This is a genomic window from Pseudomaricurvus sp. (assembly GCF_965662505.1).
Lineage (GTDB): Bacteria > Pseudomonadota > Gammaproteobacteria > Pseudomonadales > Cellvibrionaceae > Pseudomaricurvus.
In genome coordinates this window covers 16,078-33,203 of the sequence record NZ_CBFIHX010000030.1, presented here as the reverse complement: position 1 = coordinate 33,203, position 17,126 = coordinate 16,078, and the positions used below count along the sequence as shown (strand labels likewise).

15 protein-coding genes are annotated in these 17,126 nt (G+C 47.5%); 13 read left to right on the top strand and 2 right to left on the bottom strand.

What is annotated here, in order from left to right; genetic code table 11:
- The 3 genes from flgJ to flgL form a co-directional block, all read left to right on the top strand.
- The coding region (gene flgJ, locus ACTG33_RS06245) for a flagellar assembly peptidoglycan hydrolase FlgJ (RefSeq protein WP_439134338.1) at window positions 1-623 on the top strand (623 nt) is incomplete at its 5' end.
- 5 nt (window positions 624-628) lie between these two features.
- Window positions 629-2,617 (top strand): flagellar hook-associated protein FlgK, encoded by a 1,989-nt coding sequence (gene flgK, locus ACTG33_RS06240; RefSeq protein ID WP_439134337.1) that lies wholly within the window; start codon window positions 629-631, stop codon window positions 2,615-2,617.
- Between the two features lie 49 nt (window positions 2,618-2,666).
- The gene (gene flgL, locus ACTG33_RS06235; protein ID WP_439134336.1) at window positions 2,667-3,914 is read left to right on the top strand and encodes a flagellar hook-associated protein FlgL; all 1,248 of its coding nucleotides are present in this window, start codon (window positions 2,667-2,669) and stop codon (window positions 3,912-3,914) included.
- 65 nt (window positions 3,915-3,979) lie between these two features.
- On the opposite strand, the gene ACTG33_RS06230 is transcribed toward flgL, so the two are convergent.
- Window positions 3,980-4,294, bottom strand: a complete 315-nt coding sequence (locus ACTG33_RS06230) for a hypothetical protein (protein WP_439134335.1) — start codon at window positions 4,292-4,294, stop codon at window positions 3,980-3,982.
- Window positions 4,295-4,352: 58 nt separating this feature from the next.
- Window positions 4,353-4,661 carry a flagellar protein FliT gene (fliT, locus tag ACTG33_RS06225; RefSeq protein ID WP_439134334.1) on the bottom strand — a complete coding sequence of 103 codons (309 nt, stop codon included), beginning with the start codon at window positions 4,659-4,661 and terminating at the stop codon, window positions 4,353-4,355.
- Window positions 4,662-4,711: 50 nt separating this feature from the next.
- On the opposite strand from fliT, the gene ACTG33_RS06220 reads away from it, so the two are divergent.
- The 10 genes from ACTG33_RS06220 to ACTG33_RS06175 all read left to right on the top strand — a co-directional run bounded on the left by ACTG33_RS06220 (window position 4,712) and on the right by ACTG33_RS06175 (window position 17,072).
- Window positions 4,712-4,861, top strand: coding sequence for a hypothetical protein (locus tag ACTG33_RS06220; protein ID WP_439134333.1), 150 nt, complete (start codon window positions 4,712-4,714; stop codon window positions 4,859-4,861).
- A gap of 197 nt (window positions 4,862-5,058) precedes the next feature.
- Window positions 5,059-6,813 (top strand): flagellin N-terminal helical domain-containing protein, encoded by a 1,755-nt coding sequence (locus tag ACTG33_RS06215; RefSeq protein ID WP_439134332.1) that lies wholly within the window; start codon window positions 5,059-5,061, stop codon window positions 6,811-6,813.
- A 277-nt stretch (window positions 6,814-7,090) separates the two neighbouring features.
- Entirely contained in the window at window positions 7,091-8,830 is a 1,740-nt protein-coding gene (locus tag ACTG33_RS06210) for a flagellin N-terminal helical domain-containing protein (protein WP_439134331.1), read from the top strand.
- A gap of 135 nt (window positions 8,831-8,965) precedes the next feature.
- Window positions 8,966-9,292: a flagellar protein FlaG gene (locus ACTG33_RS06205; RefSeq protein WP_439134330.1), complete on the top strand. Its 327-nt coding sequence runs from the start codon at window positions 8,966-8,968 to the stop codon at window positions 9,290-9,292.
- A gap of 187 nt (window positions 9,293-9,479) precedes the next feature.
- Window positions 9,480-11,849: a flagellar filament capping protein FliD gene (fliD, locus tag ACTG33_RS06200; RefSeq protein ID WP_439134329.1), complete on the top strand. Its 2,370-nt coding sequence runs from the start codon at window positions 9,480-9,482 to the stop codon at window positions 11,847-11,849.
- Between the two features lie 71 nt (window positions 11,850-11,920).
- The gene (gene fliS, locus ACTG33_RS06195; protein ID WP_439134328.1) at window positions 11,921-12,298 is read left to right on the top strand and encodes a flagellar export chaperone FliS; all 378 of its coding nucleotides are present in this window, start codon (window positions 11,921-11,923) and stop codon (window positions 12,296-12,298) included.
- A 190-nt stretch (window positions 12,299-12,488) separates the two neighbouring features.
- Complete coding sequence (fliS, locus tag ACTG33_RS06190; RefSeq protein WP_439134327.1) at window positions 12,489-12,878, top strand: flagellar export chaperone FliS; 390 nt, start codon at window positions 12,489-12,491, stop codon at window positions 12,876-12,878.
- A gap of 115 nt (window positions 12,879-12,993) precedes the next feature.
- Entirely contained in the window at window positions 12,994-13,278 is a 285-nt protein-coding gene (locus tag ACTG33_RS06185; RefSeq protein ID WP_439134326.1) for a hypothetical protein, read from the top strand.
- 759 nt (window positions 13,279-14,037) lie between these two features.
- Entirely contained in the window at window positions 14,038-15,504 is a 1,467-nt protein-coding gene (locus ACTG33_RS06180; protein ID WP_439134325.1) for a sigma-54 dependent transcriptional regulator, read from the top strand.
- Between the two features lie 236 nt (window positions 15,505-15,740).
- Entirely contained in the window at window positions 15,741-17,072 is a 1,332-nt protein-coding gene (locus ACTG33_RS06175) for a sensor histidine kinase (protein ID WP_439134324.1), read from the top strand.
- Window positions 17,073-17,126 lie beyond the last annotated feature (54 nt).

Genomic DNA, 17,126 nt, shown 5'->3' with positions numbered 1-17,126 from the left:
CCAGAGAAACTCAGGGGTTTGAGCAGTACTTCAAGAATATTGTTGAGAAAGTGATTGAAAGCACAACCGAAGCGACTTCTGAGACAAGCATATCTACCGATGTCAGTACGAAAGATACTGCTAATGGCTCCACTTTTGATGGTCCATTAACACTGGAAAGCTTTAAAGAGCATTTGTTGCTGCTTGCCAGAAAAGCCGCTGAGGCTTTGGGTGTGCACGGAGAAGTTCTGCTATCACAGGCTGCATTGGAGACTGGGTGGGGAAAACACCTGATTAAAGATGAGTCAGGCCAAAACAGTTACAACCTGTTTGGCATTAAAGCAGACAGCAGTTGGCAAGGTGATAAGGCAGTGGTGTCTACGCTGGAATACCGCGATGGTGTTCCTGTTCGTGAGCGCGCCAGTTTTCGCGCATACAGCTCGTTTGCCGAGAGTTTTCAGGACTATGTTTCATTTATTAAAAACAATAGCCGTTATCAGGAAGCATTGAAAGCCGCTTCTGACGCCGTTGAGTATGTAAAAGGGTTGCAGCAGGCAGGTTATGCAACCGATCCTAAATACGCAGATAAGATTATTGGGATTGTGGAACAACACTTCCCTGAACGATTGAAAGATAGAGGTTAAGGCGCATGGCAGGGTTATTAAGTTCCGCCATTTCAGGATTGAAAGTTAGCCAGAATGCTCTGCAAACTGCCGGGCATAACATCGCCAATGCAAATACGCCAGGATACAGTCGTCAACAGGTTTCAGTTGCCAGTAATCCTGGACAGTTTACGGGCAGTGGCTTTATAGGCAACGGTGCCAGCGTCTCCACTATCGAGCGAGCTGTTGATCAATTTCTGACGTCGCAATTGCGCGGTGAAACATCACTGTCTTCAGGACTAAATGCGTTTAATGATCAGATTGGCCAGTTGGATAACCTTTTGTCTGATTCGACAACGGGTTTGTCCAATAGCCTGAATCAGTTCTATGCGTCTATGGAAAATGCGGCAGACGATCCCGGTTCTATAGCTTCCAGACAGCAGTTAATCAGCCAGGCGGAAAACCTGTCCGGGCGCTTTAACAGTCTTTACGACAATCTGGAAACCCTCAATAAGGGCGTTCAGCAGAATATGTCTGCCGCTGTTCAGCAGGTTAATGTGCTGGCCAAATCCATCGCCGAACTGAATCAGAGTATTACCAAGGCTACCGGAGAGAGCGGTCACACGCCTAATGATCTATTGGACAAGCGAGACGAGCTTTTGCGGCAGTTGTCGGAGCTGGTCAATGTTGATGTTGTGGATCAGGGTGATGGCATGATGAATGTCAATATTGGCTCTGGCCAAGCACTGGTCGTTGGCAGTTCAGCTCGCGAATTGGCTGTGGTGAACGGAAATCCGGACCCGCAGCAAAAAGGCATTGTCTATGTGGATGGCTCCAGTTCACAAGATATCTCTCGCTATATCAATGGTGGGCAGTTGGGCGGTTTGATGGAGTTCAATAATGAGACTTTGTCCAACGCGTATAACGAACTGGGTCGGGTTGCCATCGGGTTAAGTGATTCCATCAATCAGGCTCACCGCTTGGGGGTTGACCTGAATGGTCAATTAGGTGGTGACTTCTTTCGGGATGTGAACAACACAGCCTTGATGAACGGAAGAGTACTTGCCGACAGCGGCAATACATTGCCGAGTAACCTGGTGATGGGTGCAGAAATTACCAATGTCGGTGATTTGACCAACAGTGATTATGTGTTGGAAGTCTCTCCGGATGGCAGTACCTATCATGTTACTCGGGAGTCCGATGGTGAGGTGGTGACTTCAGGCGATGTCTCGCAGCCTATTGAATTTGATGGTGTGAGTCTTGATATAACTGGAACCTTCAACTCGGGAGATCGCTTTCTGATTCAGCCGACTAAAGCTGGGGCCAGAGATATCGCGACGGTTATTTCCAAACCTGAACAGGTGGCTCTGGCTAGTCCGCTGGAAACATCCACCGATGGCGGAAACTTGGGAAATGCAACAATTAGCGCTGGCTCGGTGAATCAGCTGACGGATGCCGGTGGTGTTCCATTGCTATTTCCCAATGACGGTACAATGAGCCCTCCGCTGCTGGTTCAATTTACCTCTGCCACCACCTACGATATTTTGGACAACTCTGATCCCGGTAATCCGCAACCTTTGGCGACACCCATAACGGGACAAACTTTTATCCCTGGTCAAACCAACGATTTGCCAGTGGATGCACTGGGTATTTCCGTAAGTATCAGCGGGGTGCCACAAACAGGTGATCGTTTCACGATGGATTTTAACACTGATGCCTCTACGGATAACCGTAATGCACTCAGTCTTATCGATGTTACCCATGCGGGTATACTGGATGGCGGTGCAACAGACCTTAGTGGGGCTTATGGACATTTGGTGCAGACCGTTGGTATTCAAACGAATGCGTCTAATATTAATTTGGAAGCCAGTCAGCAGATTTTGACTCAAACACAGAGTCTTCGTGACTCTATATCGGGTGTGAATCTGGATGAAGAGGCGGCCAGTCTTATCCAGTATGAACAGATGTATAACGCTAATGCTCAGGTCATTTCAGTGGCCAGAGACTTGTTTGATCGTTTGGTTGGCATTTTTTAATGAATATTATTTGCCAAAACAGTGATCTGCTTGCAGAGATATTTCAGTCATGAGAATTTCAACTCTACAGATTTTTAATATTGCCAATAACAGCATTCGTGAATCGAGCGTCTCGATTGCGAAGACTCAGGAACAGCTTTCCAGCGGGAAAAATATCCTGACGGCAGCGGATGATCCTGTGGGCGCAGCTAAAATTCTGCAGTTGGAGCACAACCTGTCACGAATAGATCAATACGGTAAAAATATTGATCTTGCCGAAAACAACCTCTCCCTGGAAGAAACCACGCTCGACAGTGTCTCGAACTTGATTCAGCGTGTCAGAGAGTTGGCGGTGAAAGCGGGTAACACAGCAACCTATACACCGGAAGATTATGCCAATATCTCCAGTGAAGTGGGTGCACGTCTCGATGAACTCAAAGATCTCATGAATACACAGAATTCATCGGGTGATTATATCTTTGCGGGATATAAAGGGGGAGAGCAGCCATTTGTAGGTAATGCCATGTCAGGTTTTGAGTTTCATGGTAGTGAGGGTGGCTTAAAAATTAAAGTGTCAGAGTCTACTGCTATTATGGCAGGAGATTCGGGTAAAGACGTGTTTTGGAATATTCCGGCGGCTGAAAACTCGATGCGGACTTCAGTGAGCAGCGCTAACACTGCCGACCCCGCGGCCAAGATTAATGTCGGTCAGGTTGTTGATCAGGAAGCCTACGATGCGTTTTATCCTGAAGACATGATCATCACTTATGATCAAGGCACGAATAGCGTTTCATTTACTGAGCGTTCGACGGGGCTGCCAGTGACTGATCCCGTAAGTGGTTTACCTATGACAGGTATACCCTATGCTCCAGGCACAGACATTGAAGTTCATGGTATTAGCGTGAGCCTGAGTGGGCAGCCAGATGATGGCGATCAATTTTTTGTAGACTCTACACCCAATCAGGACATTTTGACGACGTTAAGCCGCTTCAACGAAGCCATGAAAAATTACGATGGATCTGAGGACAGCAAAACTGAGTTATCAGCCATCGTAGGGAATACTCTGGATAATTTGGATAATACTCAAGCAGTAATGGCGAAAACAACAGCTAATCTAGGTGCCCGTTTCAATACGCTGGACAGTATGCGTGAACAACACCTTGATACTCAGTTGTATACAGAGGAAGTATTGGGCGAGATTCAATCTCTGGATTACGCTGAAGCGGCGACTCGATTGGCTGGGCAATCCTTGATTTTGGATGCGGCCCAGGCCAGTTTTATGAAAGTGAGCCAGTTGACGTTGTTTAGTCGTATGTAATCAGACCCTTCGACAGGCTTAGGTCGAACGGGCTTGGTGAGTTTGGATGTAGCTCTTCGACAGGCTCAGGGCGAACGGGCTTGGTGAGTTTGGATGTAGCCCTTCGACAGGCTCAGGGCGAACGGGGTCGATGAGTCTGGATGTTGATTCTTCGACAGGCTCAGTGAGAACGGGTTCGATAAGTTTGGATATAGCCCTTCGACGGGCTTAGGGCGAACAGGCTGGATAAGTTGGATGTAGCGCTTCAAAAGACTCAGGGTGAGCGGGTTCAATGAGTCTGGATGTTGGCTCTTCGATAAGCTCAGGGTGAAAGGCTTGGTGGCGTTGGGGTGTTTATCATTCGACAGAGCCAGGCTGATAGGATCTTCGAGTGGCACCATTCTCGTTCGCCCTGAGCCTGTCGAAGGGTACTACTCCGAAGCTGAAGTGTTCCTATGACTAAACCTGATAAGCCTCAATCGACTTTTTAGACTTATTTATCTGCATCAGCTCTTCTCGCAAGTCTTTCTGTAATAACTCTGCTTTCTCTTTCAGCTCCTGATCCTGCTTTCGCAACTGCTCGAAAGCGTCACGGGCATACTTATGCAGATTGGTTGGCAAATCGGCAGTAAAAGCCTGTTCTGCTGCCAGGTTTCTTTTCTGCAATAAAGCTTCTACCTCGTCCCATTTTTCATTTTCAAATGCCTCGTGCAATTCGGCAGCAAGAGTTAAAACCGCTTCAATTCTGTGTCTATATGCTTCAGTCATGATGAGCCCTGACGGAGTTTCTGCAAAGGTTCCATGGTAGGTGTCAGGTCGTGAATATCCAAGCCATTTCTGTTGAAAAAAGCGGAAAAAACATAACCGGCAAGCGGAAGAGTGTTGCCGCTTTTGCTTTTCGTGAGTTTATATCACAGGAAAATGTTTTTAAAAAATTCTATAAAATCAATGGGTTATGTGTTTTTTAAAAGTTGGCATAGCCGTTGCTATATCTACTGTGAACATACTTTACGGTACAACCGGCAAAGCAGGTGTTCTCTGAAAGTCTGTCTGGACGACAGTGGTATTTCAGAGAAGCCTTGCGGCCCAAGTGCCAAGTCAACAATTTAGTCAATACTCGCAATTGGCAAGTTTGTAGCTGAATTAGCTTAACAGGAGAATGATTATGCCATTAGTCATCAATACGAATGTGGCAGCGCTGAACTCTCAGCGGCAACTGGTTAAATCAGGCGAAGATATGGCTCAGGCTATGGAACGTCTGTCTTCAGGTAAACGCGTAAACTCAGCAGCAGATGATGCCGCGGGCTTGGCGATTGCAAACCGTATGACCTCACAAATTAAAGGTTTGGATCAGGCAGTACGAAATGCCAATGACGGTATTTCCATGATTCAGACAGCGGAAGGTGCGCTGGATGAAACCACCAATATCCTGCAGCGCATGCGTGAGTTGTCCATTCAGTCCGCTAACGGAATTTATTCGGACGCAGACCGATCCACTCTGGATGCCGAAGTTCAACAACTTAAAACAGAGTTAGACCGCATTGCTGAAACAACGTCTTTTAACGGTCAGCCGTTACTGGATGGTTCCTTGAAAGATGTCGATCTTCAGGTCGGTGCTATGTCGAATCAGGTGGTTAGCCTGGAGATAGGATCTTTCAGCACCAGCTCACTGGGTGGAAGTTCAGGTGATATCGTTGGCTCTGCCTCTACTAATGGTTTGGCCGATTTAACCACTGCTTTCACGGCCACCGGCGACATCACAATTAACGATACTGCCATCTCTGCAATCGACCATACTGCACCCGAGACGGATTCCATTAATGAAATCCTGGCCTCAATGAATGAAGATCTTGATGGTAAGGGAGTTGAGGTTTCCACGTTGGTCAGCGTTGAAGCAAGTTCTGTGGGTACCGGGTTGCTGCGGGGAGGCACTGATACTTTAGCTATTGATGTGGTCGATGGTGATGGAAATACTCAGTCTTATGTGATCTCTGATACAGAAAACATGAAAGACCTGGTTGCAAAGATTAATTCTGAAACCAGTGTGGAAGCGAGTATCAATGAAGATGGCAAGTTGGTTCTGTCTCAAGAAAATGTACAGAGCATCGCTATCGCCGATAGCACTACGAATCCGGACAACAACGCCAGTGGCCTGGCCGATGCCACGACTAATTTCTCGCTTGTGTTAACAGACACTTCTGCTGACAAGAAAGGCATTAAAGTTGAGATTGGAGCAACCACAACTGCTGCTGAAATGGCAGCGTTGGGTCTTAATGTTCAGGATGATGGCGGTGCTTTACAAGGAGCTACGGTTGATGCCAACGGTTTGACTGAGGGCGACCTGGTGCTAAATGGTGTGCCTGTAGGTGCTATTGTCCCGACTGCTGCAACAGCAACAGCGAAGGCTGCTGCGACAATTGAAGCCATTAATGAAATCTCTGAGCAGACAGGTATTGTAGCCTATGCCGGTACTGCTGCCGACTCTATTGCATTGCGTTCAGCTGATGGTAGCGAGTTTGCCGTTGAGGCTGGTAATGGACTGACCGCAGCTCAATTGTTCACTTCGATTGGTATCACTGAGCAAAATGCTTTGTCTGGTGTCGGTTCGATCGCCAGTGTCAGCATTGCTACGGCAGAGGGGGCTCAGAAAGCTATTGATGTTGTGGATCGCGCTCTGGAAGAGATCAACGCTACTCGTGCAGATCTGGGTGCCGCGAACAACCGCCTGGACTTTACGATTTCCAATCTGATGAATGTGTCAGAGAATACCTCAGCTTCACGCTCTCGTATTATGGATGCGGACTTTGCCGCAGAGACAGCGAACTTGTCTCGTGCTCAGGTTCTGCAGCAGGCATCGCAAGCCATGTTGGCTCAGGCTAATGCCAAGCCGCAACAGGTTTTGCAGTTGCTTCAGGGGTAATGTTCGGTAAGTAAAAGCCCGGTCAGCTCAGGTTGGCCGGGCTTTTTTTTTGTGAAAGACTTCACATGGATTTTATGTCGAGGTACTATTTCTACTCCTCCCAAGACGGCAATTCTCGCTGTCAACCTTTTTCGGATTCGTCACTAAAGTTACCCCAAGGGGTGCCGATAAGTATGTCAGAAGCGCTCAAAACTAGATGTTCTTGAGCTGTTTCAAAGCCACTTAACGACTAGTCATGTCGACTGGCGTTGGTAATGAATACTTATAGGAGCGCAACATGCCTTTAGTTATTAACAGTAATATTTCGTCTTTAAGTTCACAGCGTCAGCTGGTGAAGTCCGGTGCGGAAATGGAACAGGCTATGGAGCGTCTGTCCTCAGGTAAGCGTATCAATACCGCCGCCGACGATGCAGCTGGTCTGGCCATTACAAACCGTCAAACTGCACAGATCAAAGGTCTGGATCGTGCCGTAGCTAACGCAAATGACGGTATTTCTCTGATCCAAACTGCAGAGGGTGCACTCGATGAAAGCACCAATATTCTGCAGCGTATGCGTGAACTGTCGGTACAGTCTGCGAACGGAATCTATTCAGATGCAGACCGTTCTACATTGAACGCTGAGGTTGAGCAGCTGAAATCCGAGATTGACCGTATTGCCCAAACCACATCCTTTAATGGAAAAAACATTCTGGATGGCAGCAGTTCTAAGGTCTCTTTGCAGGTGGGTGCGAATGCAAATCAAACCATTGATATTGCTCTTCAAGGTTTTGGCGCCTCTTCTCTGGGTGGTGGGACGGGTGATGTGATCGGCCAGGCAACAACAAATGGATTGTCAGACCTCACCGATTTAGCTGGTGGAGATGAGTTGTCAATCAACGATGTAACCATCAGCGATTTGAGCGGTGCGACCACATTAAACGATGCTCTAGACTCTATGAATTCTGACCTGGATGGGCGTGGAGTTGAGGTTTCCAGTTTGGTGACCGTTACTGCTTCATCTGTTGGTGATGGTGCTTTTGTTGCTGGAACATCTGATTTAACTCTAACTTTAACTGATGGAAATGGTGATACCCAGACTTACAACATCACTGATACTAACAGTATGGATGAATTAGTTAACAAAATTAATTCAGAAACTTCAATCGATGCCAGAGTTGATGATAGTGGAAAGCTAACTCTTTCTGCAGAAGGTGCAACAAGCCTTCAGGTGGCCGATGGAACTACTGATGATGCTGGTGCTGGGTTTGCGGATTCTACAACCAATTTCTCATTAGTACTGACCGATACTAGCGCTGATAAGCGTGGTATTAAAGTAGAAGATGCAGGATCACTCTCCGCTGCTGAAATTGAAACTCTGGGTTTGAATATCCAGGACGACGATGGCAACCTGGTTGGCCAAACAGTGGATGCAGCATCTTCAGCAACGGATTTGTCTGATGGCGATCTGATGATAAACGGGGTCGCGATTGGAGATATTGAATACGATACTGATGCCGCTACTACAGCAGCGGCTGCCGTCAAAGCTATTAATGAGAAGTCTGACGAGAGCGGCGTAGTTGCTTATCTGGGAAGCGGAACAAATAATATTGAGCTTCGTTCCACAACCGGAGAAGACATCGCTATTAAGGCGAAAGATGATACTGCGGCTACCAATATTCTGGCCACTACTGGTTTGATGGAGCGTAATGCAGTAGATGGTACTGGCTCAGTCGCCGGTGTTAATATTTCTACTCAAGCCGGAGCTCAGAAGGCGATCAATGTCATTGATAACGCTTTGGAGCAAGTGAACGCCCAGCGTGCAGATTTAGGTGCGGCTAATAACCGTCTGGACTTTACCGTCAGCAACCTGATGAACGTTTCCGAGAACACTTCAGCAGCACGTTCACGGATTCAGGATGCGGACTTCGCGGCAGAAACTGCCAACTTGTCCCGAGCTCAGGTTCTGCAACAAGCCTCTCAGGCAATGCTGGCCCAGGCCAATGCGGCGCCACAGCAGGTGTTGTCACTGCTGCGTTAATCCATGACCGTAAAGGTTAATTTTGGAGAGAGCTTCCTGGATGGAAGCTCTCAATAACGTTAAGAGGTTAACCCTATGAGTGATGTTGGTTTATCAGTGATTACAGAGACCTTATCCAGCAGGGGATCTACGGCAATGTCTTCTACAGCAGGTGCAGGGATTAAATCGTCATCTGTGGCAGAGACCGGAAAAACCTTGCCGCATGAGGTTGCCGTAACGGCAACAACTGCTCAGTCCAGTGAGAAGGTCAACCAGGCTGTAGCGGAGTTAAACAGTTATATTCAAAACGAACAACGTGATCTTATGTTTCACGTTGATGAAGATACCGGTGATACCGTGGTACGGGTTGTAGACCGCAGCAGCGGGGATTTGATTCGACAAATACCCAACGATGTGGTTCTGGATCTGGCCGCCAAAGCCCGGGATAACGAGCCTTTGCAATTAATTAGTATGCAGGGCTAACTCCGACAGTTAACACTTCTCTATCTGATCTTTTGCAAAGGCGTGCCATTGGCGCGCCTTTTGCATTTCTGTCTTTCTGAATTAACAGTTTATCAAAACTTATCAGTTATAAAGTTACGTTCAATACTGCCGATATAGATTGTAAGTGGTATTGGGTTTTCCCTGTAGGTGGTACGAAGGCAGAGTTATGGAATCAATTGGCGGTAATATTATCAGCAGTCTTGGGGCAGGTTCAGGCCTTAATTCTACCTCGCTGGTAGAACAGCTGACCGATGTGGAGCGCGCGCCCAAGCAAAACCAAATTGACACCAAGCGTGAATCTTTCGAGACCAAACTCTCTGACTTTGGTGTGATTCGCAGCGCCTTGTCTTTGTTGCAAGATTCGGGTGATGTTCTTACCGATAGTGCTACGTTTAACAGTAAATCCGCCAGCTTTAGTGACAGTAGCGCATTTATCCCTGTATCCCTGGACGAGAATGTTCCGGTGGGTAACTACTCGTTTGAGGTGCTGGATGTTGCCCAATCGCAGTCACTGGCGACGGGTTCCAGTTTTGCTGCACCTACTGATGCCGTAGGCAAAGGCAGCCTGACTCTGGATTTTGGCAGTTGGGACAGTGCCGAGCCGCCAACAACCTTTACCCATAATGGCGATAAAGACCCTTTGGTCATCACTTTGGATGACACCAATAACTCCCTTAACGGCCTGCGTGACGCCATTAATGAGGCTGACGTGGGTGTCACAGCCAGTGTGGTCAACGATGGCAACGGTTATCGATTATTGCTAACGGCTGAATCCGGTCAATCGAATCAATTACAGATTACGGCTACCGAAGAAGCTGGAGCCGAAGGTTTGGCTGCTTTTAATTTTAATGCCACTGATCAGGCCCTGAATCAAGCCCAGGGCGGTCAGGATGCACGGTTGAAGATTAACGGACTGGAAGTTACCCGCAGTACCAATGAAATCGATGATGTATTGGACGGTTTTAAGTTTACTTTGGCCAAGCCCGATCCAGGCAATGTGGTTAATGTTTCGATTAGCGAAGACAAGGCCGGTGCTCAACAGGCGGTCAGAGACTTTGTCGACAGCTTTAATGCATTTCTTGAGGCGGTTGAGCCTGCTGTTGGTTATAACACTGAGACAGAAGAAGAGGGTAGTCTCAAGCGTGATCCTGCTGCTCGCTCGGTGATGACCCAAATTCGCAATTTGATATCCACGAGTGTTGGTGGTCTCGATGAAAGCTTCGCTGCGCTTTCAAGTGTGGGCATCCGTACCGAAAATGACGGTACACTTAGTATCGATGACGAAGACTTTAACAGAGCTTTTTCAGACAGTTACGATCAGGTGAAGGCGCTTTTTACACCACAAGCTAGCAGCAGCTCTGACAAGATTGTGGTGAACAGTTTTCGCAGTGAAGCCACACCTGGTGAATATGACGTAGTGATTACGCAAGAGCCGGAGAAGGGTGGTTTGGTTGGATCGGCAGCAGCGGGATCGTTACTGTCCGATCTTGCTGTAGCGACATCTTCAGGTTTTTATACCGGAGGTGCCAGTAGCTTCAGTGTGCTGGATATGTCGACTCAGGGGGTGGCCGCAGGGACTTATACCTTTGATGTAGAAGTCGATGGCGGTACGGCCGTCACTGTCGAGCTTCCTATTGCAGATTATGCCGATGAAACTGAAATCGCAGTGGCTCTTCAAAACGAATTTGATACCCTCGGTGTATCCGCTGATATTGTCCATAATGGTTCCGAGTTTGTCGTAACATCGCGCAACAGTGGTGATTCATCTTCCGTTGCGATCAGTAATAGCAGTGCTGAGTTTGGGTTCTCAACCGGCACAGCGACGGCGGGCAGCGGTCCTGCTAATGATTCTTACAACTTTCAGATCACGGTTAATGGGGTAACATCGAACCCCATTGAAGTCGCTCTTGGGAGTTATGCTAGTCAGGATGAGTTAGCATTATATTTACAAACGCAAATCAATAACGACTCCAACTTAAAAGCCGCTGGAGCTGATGTCGATGTCACCTGGAACGGTGATCATTTTGAAATCGGATCTCGTGATTATGGCAGCAAGTCGAATGTCACTGTGACCGCGCTGGGAGTTAATGCCGCCGACCTTGGTTTGGATTCCGGTGTGAGTACGGCGGGTAAAAATGTTGCCGGTACGATAAATGGTGAAGCGGGCTTTGGTTCTGGTGAAGCCTTGTTGCCGGCATTGGGAAGTGACGCCTATGGTATCAGTCTGATTGTGCAGCCGGGTGCTACTTCCTCAACCGTCAATTTCTCCAGAGGCTTTGGTACGGAGTTAAGCAAGGTTATCGATACTTATCTTGTCAGTAACGGTGTACTGGATAAAAGTGAAGAGAGGTTGGAAGGTAAAATTGAGGATCTGGATGACGATCAGACCAAGCTGGATAATCGTATGGAGGCCTATTACGAGCGCTTGTTATCGCAGTTTATGGCGATGGAAAGCATTGTAAACAGCATCAACAGTTCTGGCAGTGCGCTGGATAATATCGGCGATTATCTGCCATTCACTTCACAAAATAGTTAAAGCTTTTCCTGCCGCAGCCGCAATAATCAATAGAACATTTTGTTGCAAACCAGCAGGGGAAAGGGGATAACATGAACGCACGTGCAGCCATGCAAAGCTACGGACAAGTTCAGGTCAGTGCCGGTGTTGAAGATGCCAGCCCGCACCGCTTGATTGGCATGTTGTATGAAGGCCTGTTGACTCGTATTGCCCAGGCAAAAGGAGCATTGCAACAAAAGGATATTGCGACCAAGGGTAAAAAAGTTTCCGAGGCGATCAATATTCTGATGGGATTGCGTGAGTTTCTGGATGTTGACAGTGGTGGCGAGGTCGCCCAAAGCCTGGATTCTCTCTACGATTACATTCAGCGTACTTTGACCCAGGCACATATGAAAAATGATGAATCCAAGTTCGATGAGTGCCGTGACCTGTTATTACCTATAACCGGAGCGTGGGCAGAAATTTCTTGATTGTCAGCTGAGTTGCTGTAGGCCTCTTATATAAAGAGGCCTTTTTTTTGTCTGGGGATTTTATCTTCATTTTAAAATGAAAACTCCAAAGCTCCACTCTTGGCACAGTCTGTGCTTTATCTCAGATAAGTAAATACAACGTGGCAAAAAACTGCCACTTTTGGGTTTTATCCTGTTTGAGGAGGTTTCCATGTCAAATGCAGCTATTTTATCCATCGAAGAAACTCAGGCCGCCGCACGAATGGAAGAGCATGCTGAGCAACTGACCCCGCATGCTGTCATTCAGTTACTGCTGGATGGTGCTTTGGAGCGTTTGGATCAAGCCGCGTTGCAATTGCGTTGTGGTCGTGAGGATGAAGCTGGTCAGCTGATGCATAAAGCGATCGGTATTATCAATGGTCTGCGTGAGAGCCTGGACTTTGATCTGGGCGGTGAAATGGCCGTCAGACTGGACCGTTTATACGGTTATGTGATTCAGCGTCTGGAAGAGGCGGAAGCGGATACCGGAGAGTTTATTCTGGCAGAATCCAGCAAAATGTTAACTGAGCTGAAGTCTGGCTGGGATGCTATCGAGTCTTAATCAAGTTGAATCGCTCCAGTTCGTTGATATCTGAATAGATTTCAGCAACAACATTAAGATTATTGTCTGCTCGGCCGTTATATACTTCAGGTAGAATGAACTTACTGGAGTTGATATGACGCTGATACCGAATACCCAGATGGTGATGGGGCGTGAGAAGAGACAATTGGCTGAAGCTCTGTCTGGTCGTGACTGGCATGCTGTGAAGCAAGGCGACGCCCGGATGATGGATGCCGTAAGCCAGGCCGCCGACGATCCCTCGAAAGATATGGCAACTCTGTTGAAAGAGTTGCGTGAAGTGGTCGGTTTGTATCGAGATATTTTGGCTCAGTGTGATATCAGTGTTCAGGCTCTTGCTGCCGACACCGTTGAAGACGATACCGTTAACACACATGGTTGATTGTAGTTACACCTGTTTTCGGTTCCCATTAGGCCTGATTTGACCCAGTTGATAGTTTAATTTCAGCTAGTAGTTAGGCTTCATGTAGCAGTTTGCCTTTAGGTCGTAGTTTTTTTTTAGATAACAGTCTGTCTATAGATAATAGTCTGACCTCGAGTGGTGGTCTTAAAGTAAAACAATGACCGCTACTGACTGTAAATTGTGGTTCTGCATCGCGCTGTTTAGCGTTATCCCTCGCTCCTCCTCGTTTCGTTCCAGAGGCATATTTTTCCTCGTTGTATTTTTAACCTATTTGAACCATATTTGGCACAAATGGCTATTTCACCCTCAGTTCAAAAGGGGCATTCGGCAGATTTCTGACTGGATGTCCATCCTTTTATTGAAGTATTCGGCGCCATTATTTTCTAGTAAAAATCCATTTTAAGGATGATGATCCTTTTGTTTGTCTATTTGTTGTTAGTAAAACTTTACTGAGATTGTCGCGAAAAGCTGAAAAAACCGCGTTTCTCTGTTTTGTGACATAGAGTCTAAAAAAAATATAGCGTTTAGGTCTAACGGTGAGCTTTTCTTATGCAAGGGCTTTCTATACTATAACGTCATAAATTTGACCTTTGTGACGTGTGTCACATATATTTTGTGCGGGATGTCGCATAAATATCCCTTTTGAGAAGGTGTCAAATTTTTAGCATACAAAAAATCATGACCGAAAACAGAGTCATATAACGAAGCTATATTCGCCGTTGTAAAAGGTATTACGCTATGTGGCGCGAACTAAAAGTACTTCTCGTTGACGATGACGTGCAACGTCGGCACAACCTTAAGGTTGTTTTGGATTTTCTGGGTGAGCCAACTGTTGAGGCTGGCTTTAAGGTTTGGCTTGAAATTGCTGAGCAGCACGCTAAAGCCGATTCGGACACCCCGAATGCTGATTATCTTGCCATGATCCTTGGTGATAGTTGTAATCAGGTGCCTCTTGATAAACGCCTGGAAGCTATTCGCGACTGGAATCCTTTGGTGCCTGTGATTCTTTTTGGAGAAAAGCAGTCCTTACCTGAAGATGCCGATCCTTATCTTAAGCACATGATTATCGGGACTTTGGATGTACCACCAGGCTATAACAAGCTGCTGGACACGATCCATCGCGCCCAGCGTTACCGCGAAGCACAAGAGTTCAGTCTCCGCAATAAGGGCGGTCGTCCCAGTCATCTTTTTCGCAGTCTCGTCGGTACCAGTCGGGAGATTCAGGCTGTTCGTGAAATGATGACCCAGGTTGCCAATAAAGATGTGACGGTACTTATTACCGGTGAGTCTGGTACGGGTAAAGAGGTGGTTGCCCGTAATCTGCATTACCATTCAGATCGTCGTGATGCACCTTTTGTCCCGGTAAACTGCGGTGCCATTCCCGCTGAACTTCTGGAAAGCGAGTTGTTCGGTCATGAGAAGGGCGCATTTACCGGGGCGATCAATGCCCGTGCTGGTCGCTTTGAAATGGCTGAAGGCGGCACTCTATTTTTAGATGAAATCGGTGATATGCCGTTAAACATGCAGGTTAAAATTCTGCGTGTTCTGCAAGAGCGCTGTTTTGAGCGTGTCGGCGCAAATAAATCCCAACCTGTGAATGTCCGTGTGATCGCGGCGACTCATAGAAATCTTGAAGAAATGATTATCGAAGGGACTTTTCGCGAAGACCTTTATTACCGCCTCAATGTATTCCCCATTGAAATGCCCTCCTTGAGAGAACGTGCCGAAGATATTCCCTTGCTGTTGAGCGAGTTGGTCTCACGGCTCGAAAGTGAGAACAGAGGCTCCATTCGTTTCAATTCGGCGGCGATTATGTCGATTTGTCAGCACGAGTGGTCGGGTAATGTACGTGAATTGGCAAACCTGGTGGAGCGTATGGCTATCATGCATCCCTACGGTGTAATTGGTGTGCAAAACTTGCCGCCGAAATACCGGCATGTGGATATGCTGGACGAAGAAGAGTTCCAGGTGTTGGCCGAAGCCAGCGGGGCGACACAGCCAACGGTAGTCAGTATGAGTGATACCACCTTGCTGCCAGATCAGGGAATTGACTTAAAAGAATATCTAACAAGTCTGGAGCGCAACCTGATTCAGCAAGCGTTGGATGATTGTGGTGGTGTTGTGGCCAGAGCTGCAGAACGACTCTCTATCAGACGCACGACATTGGTAGAGAAAATGCGCAAGTACGAATTGCAGCGTGGCTAGTTTTGGAAGTTAAGTCTATATACCCATTTATTTACTGTTCCTCATAACGTTGCATTTCTCTCATTCCAAAGCCGCAGGTCGCATACAGCCCCTGCGGCTTTTTTTGTTTTCTGTCAGCGCAAAAGCTGATTTCTCCGATTGATCAATAACTTGGCATTGCGTTTGCAATATCCCTGTCAGAAAAGCTAAAGCGTTAAGACTTTGACGCTTGGTTGAATATGGATCAGGAGTAAACCATGAGTCATGCCGTACGGGTTGCTGAGCAGCCAAGTACCAATGTACTGCCAGAGGTGTCGGACCTTTCTGAAGCCCCTTTGCACAGCGCTTCCTCGCTAGAGGATACGGCGTTGTCCGTGGCCGGTGCTGAGTTACCTAGTAGTACGCTGACGAATTCCTTGCCTGCAGATGCCGGGAAAGAGGACCTGAGAGCGGCATTTGAGATGTTCAACCAAATGTCGCAACAGTTATCTGACTCCTATCAACATCTTGAAACACGCGTCGCGGATTTGACGGCCGAACTGAACACGGTTTCTGCCAAGCGTATGGAAGAGCTGGCCGAAAAAGAAAATATTGCGGAGCGTCTGGAAAGCCTGCTGAACGTCTTGCCTGGTGGAGTCATTGTTCTGGATTCCCGCGGTTTAATCACGGAAGCCAATCCCGCTGCCAAAGAAATGTTAGGTGAACCACTGGAGGGATTGCGTTGGCTGGATGTTATTCGTCGCAGTTTCTCTCCGCAGGATGATGATGGCCATGAGGTATCCACTAAAGACGGTCGCCGTGTCAGTCTGGCAACCCGATCACTGGCAGAAGATGGTCAGATTATCCTGCTGACGGATCACACCGAAACCCGTCGCTTACAAAGCGAGCTAAGTCGCCACGAACGTCTCTCGGCCCTAGGACGCATGGTATCTGCTCTGGCTCATCAAATACGTACTCCGTTATCAGCCGCCATGCTGTATGCAGGGCATCTCTGTGGTGGTGAGTTATCAAAAGAAAAACAACAAAACTTTTCGGAAAAACTGCTCAAACGCCTCAATCATATGGAGCGCCAGGTGCAGGATATGCTGGTGTTTGTGAAAGGCGATATGCCGTTAAATGATGAAATCACCTGTGCAGAATTGCAGCAGGGGATTGAAGAGGAAACCGAAGTCCTGTTGGCTGCGCACAAGGTGGAGTGCCAGTGGATTAACGAGTGCCCGACGCACTTGTTGCGATGTCATAAAGACGCTTTGATTGGCGCCATGCTGAATTTGATCAATAACGCGGTACAAGCCGGAGGCGCTGGAGTTCAGGTAGCGCTGACGATGACACTGACTGAGCAGGGGGATGTGTGTTTGTCCGTCACAGATAACGGACCGGGCATTAATGCAGAGTTACTGCAGTCAGTGAAAGATGTCTTCGTGACCACCAAAGCACAGGGCACCGGACTGGGCTTGTCAGTTGTGGATACGGTGGCCAGTCGTCACGGTGGGAAGTTCACTCTGCACTCAGAACCAGGCAAAGGAACTTGCGCGCGAGTCTTTCTCCCGCTGGCGGAGTTTACTCAGTTTAGCCGTGCTGCGTATTGACGCTCTACAGATAACGTACACCTTAATAAAGAACAGTAATCCGAACATAAAATG